Here is a 15920-nt window from a genome sequence, read left to right as displayed (position 1 = left end):
TCAGACCGTGACCACGGCGTTGACTGGACCAATACCGGCGCTGTCGAGCTTCTCGCGCCCTCCCAGGGCCGACAGCTCCATGAGCACCGACACGCCGACGATCTCGCCACCGAGCTTGTCCACCAGGGCAGCTGTGGCGCCGACCGTTCCTGCCGTCGCGAGGATGTCATCGACGATGAGCACCTTCGAGCCCGGACGGATAGCGTCCTGATGGACGGTGAGGGTGGCCGAGCCGTACTCCAGCACGAAAGACTGGGAGTAGACGTCGCCGGGGAGCTTTCCGGGCTTGCGCACCGGGACGAACCCAGCGCCCAAGGACAGGGCCACCGGTCCGGCGAACATGAATCCACGCGCCTCCATGCCCACGACGACGTCGATCCCGCGCGGAGCGGTGTCGACGAGTTCGGAAATTGCGGCAGCGTACCCATTGGCATTGGCCAGCAACGGGGTGATGTCCTTGAAGGTCACCCCCGGCTCGGGGAAGTCAGGGACGTCGCGGATCAGGCCGGCAACGAGGTCAGTACGGTAGGTCATTTCTTCCTCTCCGAGCGAGTGGAACGACGCGGCTGGTGACGCTCGCCCCCTGTGATGGACGCGACGTCACCAGGCCCTTCGGCGGCAACGGTCTGAGCTGAGACATGAACACCCTTCTGGGAGGCACGCTCACGGCGTCGCAGGACGCGATCGGTGTGTTCCTTCATGGCGGGCTCATTCTCACTCAGCTGGGTGAACACCGGGGTGGCGATGAAGATCGAGGAGTAAGCGCCGACGATCATGCCGACGAACAGGGCCAGGCCGAGGTCCTCCAAGGGTCCGGAGCCGAGCACGAAAGCGCCTGCGAACAACAGTGCCGCCACCGGCAGGACGCCGACGATGGTGGTGTTGATGGATCGCACCAGCACCTGGTTGACGGCTCGGTTCGCCCCTTCGGCGAAGGTCTCGTCGCGCTTCTCGATGTCCTGGACGTTCTCGCGTACCTTGTCGAACACCACGACGGTGTCGTAGAGGGAGTAGCCCAGAATCGTCAGCACTCCGATGACGGTTGACGGGGAGACAGTGAAGCCGACCAGGGCGTAGACGCCGATCGTGACGATGAGGTCATGAAGGAGGGCTATCAGCGCAGCAATGGACATCTTCCAATGTCGGAAGTAGGCCCAGATCTGCAACATCACCAAGATCAGGAAGACGACCAACGCCTTGATGGCCTTGCCGGTGATCTGTTCACCCCACTGGCTACCGACCTTGGAGTAGGTGACGGATTCCGTCGTGGTGTCGGTCGCCTTGGCGATGGCCCCCTGGACCTTGGTGGTCTCGTCGTTGTCCAGTGCCCGTGTCTGTACCTGGACGGAGTCCGAGCCGAGGCTGACGACCTCGGTGGAGTCCATGTCGGACACACCGGAGGACAGCACCGACTTCCTGACGTCATCGACGGTGGAGGCCGCGACGTGGGCCGGAGAGCGGAATTGCACACCGCCCTTGAACTCGATTCCGAGGTTCAGGCCGCGCACCAACAGGCCCACGAGGGAGATCGCGATGACGATGAGGGAGATCGAGTACCACAGCTTGCGGCGCTCGATGAATCCATAGGAGATTTCACCGGTGTACAGGGCGTGGGCAAAACCGTGCTTGCGCTTCTTGCCCTTCTCCTCGGAGCGCTTCGGGGCGACGGACGAGGTCTTGACGTTCTTGTCGTCGGTCATGTCAGGCCTCCTGCGTCTCGACGGGGCGCTTGGCCCGCGAAGTGGATCGTCTACCTCGCCGCCCGAGCAGCTGGGCTTCCGTGACGCCCATGTGCTCAGCCTCGAGACCGGAGCCACGTCGTCCTTGTCCCCAGAACTTGGTGCGTCCCAGCAGGGACACCACGGGGTGGGTGAAGAAGAAGCAGATGACCAGGTCGATCGCGGTGGTCAGGCCCAGGGTGAAGGCGAATCCCTTCACCTGGTCGACCGACAACACGAACAGCACGATGGCAGACAGCAAGGAGACGCCGTCGGCCATGAGGATGGTGCCGCGGGCCTTCGTCCAACCGGTCTGAAGGGCCGTACGCAGGGTCCGCCCTTCTCGGATCTCGTCTCGGATTCGTTCGAAATAGACGATGAAGGAGTCCGCCGTCACACCAATGGCGACGATCGCGCCAGCGATACCGGCCAGGGACAGCGTGAACCCGACAGCCTCGCCCAGCAGCACCATGGCCGCGTAGGTCGTGACACCGGCGATGAGCAGGGAGCCAATGGCCACCAGGCCCAGACCACGGTAGTACAGCAGGCAGTACGCGGCGACGAGGATCAAGCCGACGACGCCGGCGATGATTCCGGCGCGGAGCTGCTCGCCGCCCAGGGTCGGCGAGACATTGTCGACGCTGGAGATGTCGAAGGACAGCGGTAGAGCGCCGTACTTGAGGACGTTGGCCAGGTCAGCGGCGCTGTCCTGGGTGAAGTTGCCCGAGATCTCTGCCTGACCGCCGTTGATCGGGCAGGAGGCACCCTTGCTGCCGTCCAGCTGGGGGGAGGAGATGACATGGCCGTCCAGAACGACCGCGAACTGGTTCTGCGGGCTCTGGCGCGAGCACAGGAAGGTGGTCGCGTCACTGAACGACTTCGTACCGATGGCATTGAACTGCAGGTTGACGACATAGGACAACTGTCCCTGCGGGATTCCGGAATCGGCTTTGGCGACCTGGGTTCCCGTGATGGCAACCGGGGAGAGCAGATACTTCATCTGGCCCTCCCGGTCACAGGTCACCAGAGCCTTGTCCGGCGGGGAGTCGACGGACTTGGTGCACTTGAAGTCCTGGAAGGCCTTCATGTCGTCCGGGGAGGGCTGCCATGTCTCGGCATCCTTGACCATCTTGGCTGCGGAGGCCGGGTCCTTCTCGTTGTACTTCACAGCCGTGCTGTTGGCACCGGGCTTCGAGCTGGCAGAGGCGCTTGCTGAGGCCTCGGCCTTCGGATCGGCCGTGGGAAGGGCTGAGGGAGTCACGGGGCCAGGCGTCTGGCTGTTCTGCCCCGCAGGTTCCTCGGCGAAAACCATACGGAACCCGAGCTGGGCGGTCTGGCCGACCATCTCGACGAGCTTGGAACTCTTGACGTTCGGGGCCGAGACGACGATGTTGCGATCGCCCATCGTCTTCACCGATGACTCACCGACGCCCAGCGAATTGACGCGCTGCTGGATGATGAGACGCGCCTGCTCAAGGCTGGTCGCGGTGGGAGCCTTGCCGTCCTCGGTCTTGGCCGTCAGGGTGACAGATGTGCCACCCTTCAGGTCCAGTCCGAGCTTGGGTGACCACGTACGCGTCACTCCCATGAGCACGTACATGACGATGATCACCGCCAGGAAGATCCCCAGGGTTCTGCCTGGGTGGTGTGTCCGCTTTTTCGTTGCCACGTCGAAAAGATTCCTTGGTCTTGGTAGATAGGTGTCAGGCTCGGGTCTGCTCGTCAGCTTCAGCAGCGACGGTGGGCTCGGTGGCCGAGGTCTCGCTGGACTCGGTGGTCTCGGTGGCCGAGGTCTCGGACTGGGTGTCACGTGCCGAATCCGCAGCGGGTTCCTCGTCGCTGACCGCAGACGTCTGTGCGGGGATGTCGTCGGCGAAGGCGAATTCCTCCTCGTCACCGGCAGGTCGAACGATGGCCTGCTTGAGGACGTTGGCCTCGACGCCGGGGGCGAGCTCGACGACGGCCTGCTTGTCACCCAGGTGGGTGACCGTCACGAAGATGCCACTGTTGAGCAGAACGCGGCTGCCTTCCTGAAGGCTCGACTCGAGCTGAGTTCGCTCCTCCTGCTGCTTCTTGACCTGCCTCTTGCCCTGCCACACGGTGAATCCGATGAGGACGACGAAGAGGATCAGGATGGGAATGAAACCGCCCAGCGGGCTGGCGAGAAGAGGCATCGAGAGTTCCTTGTCTGTGGATGTGACCGGGGTCATGCTACCCCGCAGTGGTGAACGTGGTCAGAACAGGCCGTCCCCGGCACTGTTGGTGGGAGGTTCGAGGCCGAGGTGACGCCACGCCCTGTCAGTGGCGACTCGACCCCGAGGGGTACGCATGAGGAAGCCCAGCCGAACGAGGAAGGGCTCAGCGACTTCCTCGACCGTCTGGGGCTCCTCCCCCACGCTGATGGCGAGGGTGGACAGACCAACCGGACCGCCACCAAATTTGAGGCAGACGGCATCGAGAACGGCACGGTCGAGGCGATCAAGGCCAAGCGGATCCACCTCGTAGAGATCCAGGGCCGTCTGAGCTCCCCTCGGTGTGACCGGGGACTCGTTGTTGACGTCGGCCCAGTCACGGACACGACGTAGCAGCCGGTTGGCGATACGAGGTGTGCCGCGAGAACGGGAGGCGATGGTGTGGGCAGTGCCCTCAGCCAGCTCCACCCCGATGACTCCGGCGGAGCGAGTCACGATTCGCTCCAAGTCGGCCACGTCGTAGTAGTCGAGCTGAGCGGTGAAGCCGAATCGGTCTCGCAGCGGGCCGGGAAGCAGGCCTGCGCGTGTCGTCGCCCCGACGAGGGTGAAGGGCGGAATGGTGATCGGGATCGCGGTGGCCCCAGGACCCTTGCCCACGACGACGTCGACCCGGAAGTCCTCCATCGCCAGGTAGAGCATCTCCTCAGCAGGTTTGGACATCCGGTGGATCTCGTCGAGGAAGAAGACCTCGCCGGGGACCAGGGAGGACAGGATCGCCGCCAAGTCCCCCGCGTGTTGAATGGCAGGGCCTGAGGAGATGCGAATCGGGGCCGACATCTCGGCCGCGATGATCATGGCCAAGGTGGTCTTTCCGAGCCCCGGAGGCCCCGACAACAAGACATGGTCAGGAACCACTCCGCGTGACTTCGATGCGGCCAGGACGAGCCCCAGCTGCTCGGCAACGCGCTGCTGTCCCCGGAATTCTTCCAGGGCACCGGGGCGCAGAGCGGCCTCCTCGGCCTTCTCAGGAGGCTCGGCCCACGGATCGACGGGCGAATGCTCCACCGAGGTTCTCCTTCCTGACGACGTTGGTCAGTGTGCCAGAGGGGTCCGACATCTCATCGAGCCAAACTGCGCAGGGCCGCCCGCATGAGGGTGCCGATCGTCATCGAGGGATCGGCCTCCTTGAGGCCGGCGACCTCCTCAACAGCCTTGTCAGCATCTTTCGCCGACCACCCCAGACCGATGAGGCCGTCGGCAACCTGCTCTCGCCACGGCGCCACCGACCCGCTCGTACCAGCAGAGGCGGACCCGGCGGGAGCGAGGGCCGCCATCTTGTCCTTGAGTTCGAGGATCATCTTCGCAGCGCCCTTGCGGCCAATTCCGGGCACCCGGCACAGCGTCGCCTCGTCCTCTGCGCTGATCGCTGAGGCGAGCTGGTTGGAGTCCAACACGCTCATGATCGCCGCGGCGAGCTTGGGGCCGACCCCAGAAGCGGTCTGGACGAGCTCGAAGGCGTCCCGATCCTCAGCTTGAACGAAGCCGTAGAGGGTCAGGGAGTCCTCGCGCACGACGAGGGAGGTCTGCAAGCTCATCGTCTGGTCAATGCGAGCACTGGCAGCCGTGGCAGGAGGGCACAACACCTTGACGCCAATCCCATGATTGTCAAGGACGACCCAGGTCGGGCCGGCCGCAGTCACGGTGCCGGAAAGATGGGAGATCACCGGGCAAGGTCCTTCCAGGAACGAGGAGCCCGACGGCCGTGTCGTTGGGCTGCCACAGCGGCTTCAATACGATTGGTCGCCCCGCCCCGCCACAGATGACAGATCGCCAGGGCCACCGCGTCGGCGGCATCGGCGGGTTTCGGTGGGGCTGACAGTCTCAACACCCGCGCAACCATGAGACCTACCTGAGCCTTGTCAGCCCGCCCCGAACCGGAGATGGCCGCCTTGACCTCACTCGGGGTGTGCAGGGCAACCGGCAGGCCGTGGCGAGCAGCGATCATCATCGCCATACCTGCGGCCTGAGCGGTTCCGGTGACGGTGTTGCGGTTGTGTTGGGCGAAAACCCGCTCGACGGCAATGGCGTCAGGACGGGTGTGATCCCACCATTCCTCCAACCCGTCGTGGATGCGCAGCAGACGATGGCTGTGATCCAGGTCCGCAGGGGTACGAATGACGCCGACGGCAACGAGTTTCAGCCCGACCCCAGGGCCGCCCTCAACGACCCCGACCCCGCATCGGGTCAATCCGGGGTCGACCCCCATGACCCGCGTGACACGCGGGTTGGGGGTCACCTCTGGAATGGTCACTCCTCCTCGTCGAGCTCCGCAGCGACCTCGGCGGGGATGTCAGCGTTGGAGAAGACGTTCTGGACGTCGTCGAGGTCCTCGAGGGCGTCGAGAATCTTGTAGAGCTTGCGAGCGTCGTCGAGCTCGACAGCCTGGGTGAAGTCCGGTTTGAAGGAGACCTCGGCCGAGTCGTAGTCGATCCCGGCGTCCTGGACGGCCTTACGGACGTCGACGACAGCATTGGGGTCGGAAATGATCTCGAAGACGTCACCCTCGTCGACGATGTCCTCGGGCTCGGCGTCGATGGTGGCCTCCATGAGCTGGTCCTCGCTCACCTCGCGGGTCTCGGTCTTGCGACCTTCCTCGACCTCATAGGTCTTCGAGACCGCCACGACGCCCTTGCGCTGGAACAGACGCTGCACCGAACCACCGTCGGCGATGGTGCCACCGTTGCGGGTGACGGCCACACGCACGTCGGAGACAGCGCGGTTGCGGTTGTCGGTCAGGCACTCGATGAGAATGGCGACGCCGGCAGGTCCGTAGGCCTCGTACATGATGGTCTCGTAGTTGACCGCGTCGGCTCCCTCACCGGAACCACGCTTGACGGCCCGGGTGATGTTGTCGTTGGGGACCGAGTTCTTCTTCGCCTTCTGGATGGCGTCGTAAAGGGTCGGGTTCCCCGACGGGTCTCCGCCACCGAGTCGGGCAGCCACCTCGATGTTCTTGATCAGGCGGGCGAACAACTTGCCCCGCTTGGCGTCGATGGCCGCCTTCTTGTGCTTGGTTGTGGCCCACTTGGAGTGACCGCTCATGGACGGTGTCTCCCTTCCTCGAGTATCGCAGTTTTCGGCCCAGAGGGGCCAAGTCTTCGGCGCAGGACGAGCCCACGCACACAATGAGGCAGTCTACACTTTCGGTGCGACGCCGAATCGAGTGGAAAACGCCAGACGATGAGCTGACCGTCAGTGGGCGTCGGGAATGGGGGCAGAGTCCGCCGGGATCGGCGCCCGACACACCTTGAGAGCCTCCGGCAGGGTGAAGTTACCCACGTAGAGAGCAGTTCCCACAATGGCTCCCTCCACCCCAATCGGGACCAGTCCGCGCAGACGCCGTAGGTCCTCGAGCGTGGCGATGCCACCAGAGGCGACGACGGTGCCCTGGGTGCGCGCACAGATCCGGCCCAAAAGCTCATAGTTCGGCCCGGTCAACATGCCGTCGCTGGCGACATCGGTGACGACATAGCGCCGACATCCGGCATCCTCCAGACGAGCCAGGACGTCGAGGACATCCCCGCCCTCGCGAGTCCAGCCACGGGCGGCGAGCTGGTCTCCCCTGACGTCCAGACCGATGGCGACCTGCTCGCCATAGCGGCGCACGACCTCGTCACACCACGTGGGATTCTCGAGGGCTGCGGTACCAATGTTCACACGGGTGGCCCCGGCTGACAGAGCCGATTCCAGGCTCTTCTGATCTCGGATACCGCCAGACACCTCGACGTTGATGTCCATCTGCTCGACGATGTGGCGCACGATATCGGTGTTGGATCGACGTCCGAAAGCGGCGTCGAGGTCGACCAGGTGAATCCACTGGGCTCCCAGACTTCGCCACGTGTGAGCAACCTCCAGAGGGTCACCGAACACCCGCTCGGAACTGGACACCCCTTGTTGCAACTGGACGGCACGTCCGCCCTGGATGTCAATGGCTGGAAGTAGTGTGAGTGCTCCGGTCACGAGGGTCAGGGTATCAACTCACCACGGCCAACCACCGTTGAAGCAAGGACAGGCCCGCGGCCCCGGACTTCTCGGGATGGAACTGGGTGGAGGTCACCGAACCAACCTCCTCAGCCGCGACGAAGGTCACCCCTTGATGAGTGGCCGCCGTGACGTGGTCATCGTGGCCGTCCACGAGCACCCCGTAGGAGTGGACGAAGTAGAACCTCTCGTCTCCCACATGCTGGAACAGGCGCGTCCGGGCTGCCGGGTCGACGGTGTTCCACCCCATGTGGGGCAGGCGACGGGCCGGCAGCTCCTCGACAACACCGGGCAGCACCCCCAAACACTCGACGTCGACTCCCCGTTCCCTACCGCGCTCGAAGAGCATCTGGTGGCCGACACAGATCCCGAGCACAGGCCGTCCCTCATCAACCCAACGATGCACCAGGTGGTCCCCACCCATGGCGCGCAGCCCTGCCATGCAGGCTGCCAAGGCCCCCACTCCAGGCAGAACGAGGGCGTCATTGTCGTCCAGGACAGCCAGGTCGTGGGAGACGGTGACGGTGGCACCAACCTTGCGCAGGGCGCGCTCGACCGAGTGCAGGTTTCCCGACCCGTGGTCGATGATGCCAACCCGCACCGGATCAGACATTGAGAACACCCTTCGTACTGGGGACGATCCCGGCCTGACGCGGGTCGACGGCGATGGCCGCCCGCAGTGCCCGCGCCAAGGCCTTGTACTGGGCCTCGCAGATGTGGTGGGGATCGCGTCCGGCCAGCAGACGCAGGTGCACGCACAGGCCGGCATTGAGGGCCAGGGACGACACGACGTGATAGGTCATGGATCCCTGGTAGGCGACACCGGATCCGCCGATGCGGGCATAGACCTGGCCGTCGGGCTCACCAGTGCACTCGGCCCACGGGCGACCGGCGACGTCGACGACGCACTGGGCGAGAGCTTCGTCGAGAGGAACCATGGCGTCACCGAAGCGGGTGATGCCCCTCTTGTCCCCAAGGGCCTGGCCCAGGGCCTGACCCAGGGCGATGGCGGTGTCCTCGACGCTGTGGTGGCCGTCGATCTCGACGTCACCGGTGGTGGTGATCGTCATGTCGATGCCCGAGTGCTTGGCCAGGGCGGTGAGCATGTGGTCGTAGAAGCCGACCCCGGTGAAGATGGTCGACTCCCCCGTGCCATCCAGATCGATGGAGACGTCGACGGTGGACTCAGAGGTCTCCCGGTGAACATGAGCGCAGCGGTGACTCATCAATCCTCCTCGGTCTCGAGTCGACGGGCAGTCGGAAGGACGTCGAGCAGTGCAGCCCGGAATGCGTCCGTCTGTCGAGGAGTGCCAGCGCACACCCGCAGGTAGCCCGTCGGACCCACCTCACGGACGAGAACGCCGTGGTCAAGTAGGGCCTCGAAGACCGCGTGACGGTCGGCGAACCTCCCGAAGAGGATGAAGTTCGCCTGGGAGGAGACGACGTCCAGACCGTGCCCGCGCAGCCAGTCCTCAAGGTTGGCGCGGGTCTCACGGAGTTCGTCGACCCGGGCGAGCATCTCGGGAGCATGGGCCACAGCGACCCGAGAGACCACCTGGGACACCTCCGACAGGTGGTAGGGCAACCGGACGATCCGCAGGGCGTCCACCACGGCGGGAGCCGCGACGGCATATCCCAGACGGCCTCCGGCCAGGGCAAATGCTTTTGACAGGGTGCGCACGACGACGAGTCGTCCATGCTTGGCAAGCAGCGCAATGGCCGAGTCCTCAGGGGCGTCGGTGAACTCCTGGTATGCCTCGTCGACGACGATGATCGCGTCGCTGGCCGCACAGACCTCGTCGATGACCGCCACCGGGATGGTGGTGCCGGTCGGGTTGTTCGGGGAGTCCAGCAGGATGATGTCCGGCTTAACCTCATCGATGGCATCCAGGATCTCGTCAGTGGTCAGGCTGAACGAGGCATTGCGGGCGCGAGTGACGTAGTCGGTGTGGGTGTTACGGGCGTACTCGGGGTACATCGAGTAGGTCGGGGTGAAGGTCAACAGGGTGCGACCCGGGCCTCCGAAGGCTTGCAGGATGTGAGTCATGACCTCGTTGGAGCCATTGGCCGGCCAGATCTGATCGCTGCTGACCGAAAATCCGATGTACTTGGCCAGGTCCTCACGCAGAGCTGTGGCCTCCCGGTCCGGGTAGCGGTTGAGCTCCTTAGCGGCATTGGCGACAGCCTTGGCCATCTCCTTGCGCACCGCTTCCGACGGCGGGTACGGGTTCTCATTGACGTTGAGACGCACCGGGACGTCAAGTTGGGGGGCGCCATAGGGTTCCTGGCCCACCAACTCGGGACGAAGCGGCAGGTCGGCCAACTCGATGGGGTTCGGTTGAGGCTTGGCGACCGGACGGGGCTGGGAAGTTGGTCGACGATGGGTCATCGCGGCCTCCTCACGGTGATGGCATTGGCGTGACCTGGCAGGTTCTCGGCCAGGGCGAAGTTCTCGACACCATCGGCGCACTCGAGCAGGGCGTCCCGGGTGTAGTCGATGACGTGGACTGCACGCATGAAGGACCGTACCGACAGCCCCGACGAGTGGCAGGCAGCACCAGCCGTGGGGAGCACATGGGTGGATCCTGCCGAGTAGTCCCCCAGGGATACCGGCGACCAGGGGCCCACGAAGATGGCACCGGCGTTGTGGACTCGCGCGGCCACTGCGGCGGCATCGGCGGTCTGGATTTCCAGGTGCTCTGCGGCATAGGCGTCGACGACCTCCAGGCCTTGGTCGATGTCGCGCACCATGACGATGGCCGACTGCGTGGAGGTCAGTGAGGCGCGGATCCGTTCGGAGTGCACGGTGGACTCGACCATCGGGGCCAACTCCTTCTCCACGGCGTGTGCCAGCTCGGTGGAATCGGTGACGAGCACAGCGGCGGCAAGCGGGTCGTGTTCGGCCTGACTCATGAGGTCGGCGGCGACGTGACGCGGATCAGCGGTGTTGTCGGCCAGGATGGCGATCTCGGTGGGGCCAGCCTCCGCGTCGATACCGACCGTCCCGCGCAGGTAGCGTTTGGCAGCGACGACATAGATGTTGCCCGGTCCAGTGACCATGTCGACCCGCGGGCAGGAATCGGCCTTGTCACAGCCCTCGACACCGTAAGCAAACATGGCGATGGCCTGGGCACCGCCGACGGCATAGACCTCGTCAATCCCAAGCAGGTGGCACAGGGCGAGGATGTTGGGGTGCGGCAGGCCGCCGAACTCGGCCTGGGGCGGGGATGCCACCGCGATCGAGGAAACACCAGCTTCCTGGGCCGGGACGACGTTCATGATGACCGAGGATGCCAACGGGGCAAACCCGCCGGGGACGTAGAGACCCACGCGGCCGACGGGAAGGATTCGCTGGCTCACACGAGCGCCGGCAGCCACCTCGACCGGCGCCGAGGAGACCTCCACTTCGGCCTCACGGCACACCTGGCGGCGGCGACGAATGGACTCGGTGAAGGCGTGACGCAAGGAGTCGTCAAGGGTGGCATCGGCCTGCGCCAGGGCGTCGGCGGGAACCCGCAGGTGGTCGGGAACCACATGGTCGAACTCGGCGCTGTACTCGCGCAGGGCCGCGACGCCACGGTCCCTGACCGCAGCGCAGACAGGGATGACGGCCGCCATCGCGGCGTCGACATCAACGTCAGCACGGGGCACGACGCGACGCAGGTCGCCAGTGGTCTCACCAGTCAGATCGACGATTCTCAACACAGCGTCAGTCTAATGAAGCCTCGCTGGCCGGCTCAGAATGTCCATTCCGCGTAGAACAACGTCGAACCGTCACGAGGGATGCGATCAGTATCGCAATCATGGCCGAGAGCACCCAGACCAGCACCGACACCCAGGTGTGCAGGGCAAAATCAACCGGGACCTCATCGCCTTCCTTGGCCGAGGAAATGCGCTCGGCGAAGGAATCGGGGCCGATGAGTACTCCTACCCACCAGCAGGCCAGGGCCGACAGAACCGACGACGCCGCGGTGGCCAGTACTGCCCACGCCCCACGGCGGCGCATAAGCACCCAGCCGAGGCAACCGATGACCAGTCCGACGATCAGGCCCACGAGGCAGTACATGGCGTCGGTCGAGAAGACCTGGGTGAGGCCCTTCTCCGTTGTCGATGCCGCCCCATCAGATCCCACCGTGTAGGTCGGCAGGGTGACCATGGAATGCCACAGCGGAGCCGCCAATCCGCCCAGGACGACCCCGATCCCCATGACGAGCAGGCTCGAGCGCAACAGTGCGAGGACTTGAGCGCGGGTCGTCTCGTTCATGACTTCCTCCTGGGGATGCACGAGGGGCCGAGCAGGGCCTTGAGATCGGCCATCAGCGGCTGACCCGTGGAGACCTTGAGTTCATCGGCGAGCTGGAAGGTCGTCGTCACCTTGCCATCGATGAGTCGCAGCCTCACCTGAGAGCTTCCCGGGTGGTTGCGCAGCACTCCTCGTAAGCCCTCGATGGTGCCACGAGTGCATCGTCCGCGACGAAGATCAATCGTCATGGGGGCATCGCCGGCATCGGTGAAGTCCAGCAGCCAGACGTCATTGGCCGACATCTCGACGGTCTCCTCACGCTCGCGGACGAATCCGCGCACCTTGAGGATGCTGTCGACGGCCAGCAGCGGCTCCACGCGCTGATACACCTTCGGGAAACAGGCGACGGTGATGGATGCGTCGAGATCTTCCAGGGTGACGGAAGCCCAGATGTCACCATTCTTGGTGGTGCGTCGGACGATCTGGGTGACCATACCCGCAATGGTGTAGCGCCCCTCGTGATGACCTTCAGGATTGACCAGTTCAGCCACCGAGATGTCTGATTCGGCCTCCAGAGCGGCTTCCAGACCACGAAGCGGGTGATCGGAGACGTACAGACCCAGCATCTCGCGCTCGAAGGCAAGCTTGGTGCTGCGGTCCCAATCGTCCTCGGGAACCACTCTCTCGACGCCCAACTGGGTGGGTTCGGAGTCGTCGGTCGTGCCGAACAGATCGTCCTGGCCATTGGCCTGGTTGCGCTTGATGTCGATCACGGCGTCGACAGCCTGCTCGTAGATGGCCATGAGGCCGCGTCGGGAGTGGCCCATGGAGTCGAAGGCGCCAGCCTTGATGAGGGACTCGATGAGTCTCTTGTTGCACACCGTCAGGCTGACCTGGTCAAGGAAGCTGAAGAAATCGGTGGCTGGACCATTCTCCTCGCGAGCTCGGATGATCTCCGCGACAGCGTTGGCGCCGACATTGCGGACAGCTCCCAGGCCAAACCTGATGTCCTCGCCGACAGCGGTGAACTCCAGTGAGGAGGCGTTGACGTCAGGGGGCAGGACGTTGATGTGCTGGGCGCGCATGTCGGCCAGGTACATCGCCATCTTGTCCTTGTCGTCACCGACACTGGTCAGCAGGGCGGCGCCGTACTCGGCCGGATAATTGGCCTTGAGGTAGGCCGTCCAGTAGGAGACCAGGCCGTAACCGGCGGCGTGAGACTTGTTGAAGGCGTATCCGGCGAAGGGGACCATGACGTCCCACAAGGTTTGGATGGCGTCATCGGAATAGCCGTGTTCGCGCATGCCGGCCTGGAAGGGGATGAAGTTCTCCTCCAGGATGTGCTTCTTCTTCTTGCCCATGGCTCGACGCAGCAGGTCAGCGCCACCCAGGGTGTAACCAGCAAGCTTTCGGGCGATCGACATGATCTGCTCCTGGTACACGATGAGGTGATACGTGGGAGCAAGGATCTCGTCGAGGTCCTCCTTGAGCTCGGGATGGATCGGGACGATCGGTTCCCGGTTGTTCTTGCGCTGGGCGTATGAGATGTGTGCGTTGGCGCCCATCGGGCCCGGTCGGTACAGGGCCAACACGGCGACGATGTCGTCGAAGCAGGTCGGCCCCATGAGGCGCAGTAGGGAGCGCATGGCCGTGCCATCAAGCTGGAAGACGCCCAAGGTGTCACCGCGGGCCAGCATCTCGTATGTGTTCTTGTCATCGAGGGCAAGATCATTGAGATCGACGTCGATTCCTCGGTTCTTCTTGATGATCTTGATGCAGTGGTCCATGATGCCGAGGTTTCGCAGGCCCAGGAAGTCCATCTTCATGAGCCCCATCTCCTCGAGCTGGGGGTAGGCGAAACCGGCGATGATCATGCCGTCCTTGTCGCGCTTGTGCATCGGCACGAGGTCGAGCAGCGGGGCGCTGGACAAGATGAAGGCACAGGCATGCACACCGGTGCCGCGAATCAATCCCTCAAGCCCCTTCGCCGTCTCCACGACCTTGGCGACGTCGGGGTTGTCGGCAACCAGTTGGCGGAACTCCTGGCCCTCGGCGTACCTCTCGTGGGAGGCATCGAAGATCTTGCTCAGCGGCACCCCCTTGCCCATGACGTCGGGGGGCATCGCCTTGGTGATCTTATCGCCCAGGGCGAAGGGGTAGCCGAGAATACGGTTGGCATCCTTGACGGCAGCCTTGGCCTTGATCTTGCCGAAGGTGTTGACCTGGCTGGTGTACTCCGCCCCGTACTTGTGAGTGACGTAGTCGATGACCTTGTCGCGCTGACGATCGTCGAAGTCGAGGTCGATGTCGGGCGGGTTGACACGTTCCGGGTTGAGGAATCTCTCGAACAGCAGTCCGTGTTCCAACGGGTTGACGGCGATGATGCCCGTCAGATAGGCGACGAGGGAGCCGGCAGCCGATCCACGCCCCGGCCCCACCGGCACGCCCATGGAACGCGCCGCATTGCAGATGTCGGAGACGACGAGGAAGTAGGAGGAAAATCCCAGCGGTTCAATGACCGACAGCTCCGTCTCGAGACGGTCGAGGACCTCCTTGGGCGGGTTCGGGCCGAACTTCTCATCCAGGCCTTCCTGAAGTTTCTTGCGCAGCCACGACTCCTGGGTCTCCCCCTCCGGGACGTCGAACTGGGGCATCCGATCGACGTGCTTGAAGACCTCGTCGTAGGACCCGATCATCTCGGTCAGGAGCAAGGTGTTGTCGCAGGCCTCGGGGTGATCCGGGAACAGGGCCCTCATCTGTTCAGAGGACTTGATGTAGTAGCCCGAACCATTGAAACGGAAGCGGTGTGGATCGTCCTTGTTGCGGCCCACACCGACGCACAGCAGAGAATCGTGGGCGTCAGCCTGGTCCTCGGTCACGTAGTGCGAGTCATTGGTGACCAGCAGCGGAATGTCCAGCTTCTTGGCCAGTTTCAGCAGGTCGGAGCGCACCTGCTTCTCAATCGGGACACCGTGGTCCATCAGCTCGCAGAAGTAGTTCTCCTTGCCGAAGATGTCCTGGTAGGCCGCCGCTGCCTGGCATGCCTCGTCGAACTGGCCCAGCCGCAGTCGGGTCTGCACCTCACCCGACGGGCACCCGGTGGAGGCAATGATGCCACCGGGGTACTGGGACAGCAGTTCGCGGTCCATGCGGGGCTTCATGTAGTAGCCCTCGTAGGAGGCCAGGGAGGACAACCGGAACAGGTTGTGCAGCCCTTCAGGGTCCTTGGCCCACATCGTCATGTGGGTGTAGCGGCCACCACCGGAGACGTCCTTGCCACCCTCGGCGTCCGGATCGCCCGCGTCGCGGGAGGTTCCCCAGAACTCCTGGACCCGGGACTTGCGCGTACTCGGGGCGACGTAGGCCTCGATTCCGATGATCGGCTTGACCAGCGGATTCTGATCCCCGTCGTACTTCTTGGAAATCTGGAAGAACTCGTAGGCGCCGAACATGTTGCCGTGATCGGTCATGGCGACCGCCGGCATGCCCTGACGAGCCACCTCGGCGAAGAGTTTCTCGTTGCTGGCAGCACCATCCAGCATCGAGTACTCGGTGTGAGTGTGAAGGTGGACGAAGTCGGATCGGGCCACGGACAGTCCTTTCACGAACCGACCGGAATGACGCTCACTCCGGGCCTGGGTGGTGCTGACTCGCACAGACTAGTCCGCCCCACCGACCGGGGCGACCTGGACACAGTCGGACGGCGGGCTCCTCGTGGTCTGACCA

15 protein-coding genes are annotated in these 15920 nt (G+C 64.2%); all 15 read right to left on the bottom strand.

Annotation, left to right across the window (positions count from 1 at the left end):
* The 15 genes from O6R08_RS05195 to dnaE all read right to left on the bottom strand — a co-directional run bounded on the left by O6R08_RS05195 (window position 1) and on the right by dnaE (window position 15784).
* Window positions 1-534: an adenine phosphoribosyltransferase gene (locus O6R08_RS05195; protein ID WP_271419032.1), complete on the bottom strand. Its 534-nt coding sequence runs from the start codon at window positions 532-534 to the stop codon at window positions 1-3.
* Window positions 531-1700, bottom strand: coding sequence for a protein translocase subunit SecF (secF, locus tag O6R08_RS05190; protein WP_271419031.1), 1170 nt, complete (start codon window positions 1698-1700; stop codon window positions 531-533). The genes O6R08_RS05195 and secF overlap by 4 nt, the downstream gene beginning before the upstream one ends.
* A 1-nt stretch (window position 1701) precedes the next feature.
* Window positions 1702-3318, bottom strand: a complete 1617-nt coding sequence (secD, locus tag O6R08_RS05185) for a protein translocase subunit SecD (protein ID WP_271419262.1) — start codon at window positions 3316-3318, stop codon at window positions 1702-1704.
* Window positions 3319-3421: 103 nt separating this feature from the next.
* The gene (gene yajC / locus O6R08_RS05180) at window positions 3422-3928 is read right to left on the bottom strand and encodes a preprotein translocase subunit YajC (protein ID WP_271419030.1); all 507 of its coding nucleotides are present in this window, start codon (window positions 3926-3928) and stop codon (window positions 3422-3424) included.
* 24 nt (window positions 3929-3952) lie between these two features.
* Window positions 3953-4975: a Holliday junction branch migration DNA helicase RuvB gene (ruvB, locus tag O6R08_RS05175; RefSeq protein ID WP_271419029.1), complete on the bottom strand. Its 1023-nt coding sequence runs from the start codon at window positions 4973-4975 to the stop codon at window positions 3953-3955.
* Window positions 4976-5028: 53 nt separating this feature from the next.
* Window positions 5029-5634 (bottom strand): Holliday junction branch migration protein RuvA, encoded by a 606-nt coding sequence (gene ruvA / locus O6R08_RS05170; protein WP_271419028.1) that lies wholly within the window; start codon window positions 5632-5634, stop codon window positions 5029-5031.
* Complete coding sequence (gene ruvC, locus O6R08_RS05165; RefSeq protein WP_271419261.1) at window positions 5631-6176, bottom strand: crossover junction endodeoxyribonuclease RuvC; 546 nt, start codon at window positions 6174-6176, stop codon at window positions 5631-5633. The genes ruvA and ruvC overlap by 4 nt, the downstream gene beginning before the upstream one ends.
* A 41-nt stretch (window positions 6177-6217) precedes the next feature.
* A complete protein-coding gene (locus O6R08_RS05160) occupies window positions 6218-7012 on the bottom strand; it encodes a YebC/PmpR family DNA-binding transcriptional regulator (protein WP_271419027.1) in 795 nt (264 codons plus the stop codon).
* 150 nt (window positions 7013-7162) lie between these two features.
* Window positions 7163-7930: a bifunctional 1-(5-phosphoribosyl)-5-((5-phosphoribosylamino)methylideneamino)imidazole-4-carboxamide isomerase/phosphoribosylanthranilate isomerase PriA gene (priA, locus tag O6R08_RS05155; protein ID WP_271419026.1), complete on the bottom strand. Its 768-nt coding sequence runs from the start codon at window positions 7928-7930 to the stop codon at window positions 7163-7165.
* A gap of 13 nt (window positions 7931-7943) precedes the next feature.
* On the bottom strand, window positions 7944-8564 hold the full coding sequence (hisH, locus tag O6R08_RS05150; protein WP_271419025.1) for an imidazole glycerol phosphate synthase subunit HisH: 621 nt from the start codon (window positions 8562-8564) through the stop codon (window positions 7944-7946).
* A complete protein-coding gene (hisB, locus tag O6R08_RS05145) occupies window positions 8557-9177 on the bottom strand; it encodes an imidazoleglycerol-phosphate dehydratase HisB (RefSeq protein ID WP_271419024.1) in 621 nt (206 codons plus the stop codon). Before hisB ends, hisH begins: the two co-directional genes overlap by 8 nt.
* A complete protein-coding gene (locus O6R08_RS05140; protein WP_271419023.1) occupies window positions 9177-10340 on the bottom strand; it encodes a histidinol-phosphate transaminase in 1164 nt (387 codons plus the stop codon). The genes hisB and O6R08_RS05140 overlap by 1 nt, the downstream gene beginning before the upstream one ends.
* On the bottom strand, window positions 10337-11656 hold the full coding sequence (gene hisD, locus O6R08_RS05135) for a histidinol dehydrogenase (protein ID WP_271419022.1): 1320 nt from the start codon (window positions 11654-11656) through the stop codon (window positions 10337-10339). Before hisD ends, O6R08_RS05140 begins: the two co-directional genes overlap by 4 nt.
* A gap of 4 nt (window positions 11657-11660) precedes the next feature.
* On the bottom strand, window positions 11661-12215 hold the full coding sequence (locus tag O6R08_RS05130) for a hypothetical protein (RefSeq protein WP_271419021.1): 555 nt from the start codon (window positions 12213-12215) through the stop codon (window positions 11661-11663).
* A complete protein-coding gene (dnaE, locus tag O6R08_RS05125) occupies window positions 12212-15784 on the bottom strand; it encodes a DNA polymerase III subunit alpha (protein ID WP_271419020.1) in 3573 nt (1190 codons plus the stop codon). The genes O6R08_RS05130 and dnaE overlap by 4 nt, the downstream gene beginning before the upstream one ends.
* Between the last annotated feature and the right edge of the window lie 136 nt (window positions 15785-15920).

This window comes from Cutibacterium equinum (assembly GCF_028021195.1).
In the GTDB taxonomy this organism is placed as follows: domain Bacteria; phylum Actinomycetota; class Actinomycetes; order Propionibacteriales; family Propionibacteriaceae; genus Cutibacterium; species Cutibacterium equinum.
The sequence above is the reverse complement of the archived record's forward strand: the minus strand, read 5'-3'. Positions and strand labels throughout refer to the sequence as shown.

Excerpts from the sequence above, each read along its gene's own strand:
- O6R08_RS05195 (WP_271419032.1), bottom strand. The coding sequence starts at position 534 with ATGACCTACCGTACTGACCTCGTTGCCGGCCTGATCCGCGACGTCCCT.
- secF (WP_271419031.1), bottom strand. The coding sequence starts at position 1,700 with ATGACCGACGACAAGAACGTCAAGACCTCGTCCGTCGCCCCGAAGCGC.
- secD (WP_271419262.1), bottom strand. The coding sequence starts at position 3,318 with ATGTACGTGCTCATGGGAGTGACGCGTACGTGGTCACCCAAGCTCGGA.
- yajC (WP_271419030.1), bottom strand. The coding sequence starts at position 3,928 with ATGACCCCGGTCACATCCACAGACAAGGAACTCTCGATGCCTCTTCTC.
- ruvC (WP_271419261.1), bottom strand. The coding sequence starts at position 6,176 with ATGGGGGTCGACCCCGGATTGACCCGATGCGGGGTCGGGGTCGTTGAG.
- O6R08_RS05160 (WP_271419027.1), bottom strand. The coding sequence starts at position 7,012 with ATGAGCGGTCACTCCAAGTGGGCCACAACCAAGCACAAGAAGGCGGCC.
- hisH (WP_271419025.1), bottom strand. The coding sequence starts at position 8,564 with ATGTCTGATCCGGTGCGGGTTGGCATCATCGACCACGGGTCGGGAAAC.
- hisB (WP_271419024.1), bottom strand. The coding sequence starts at position 9,177 with ATGAGTCACCGCTGCGCTCATGTTCACCGGGAGACCTCTGAGTCCACC.
- O6R08_RS05140 (WP_271419023.1), bottom strand. The coding sequence starts at position 10,340 with ATGACCCATCGTCGACCAACTTCCCAGCCCCGTCCGGTCGCCAAGCCT.
- O6R08_RS05130 (WP_271419021.1), bottom strand. The coding sequence starts at position 12,215 with ATGAACGAGACGACCCGCGCTCAAGTCCTCGCACTGTTGCGCTCGAGC.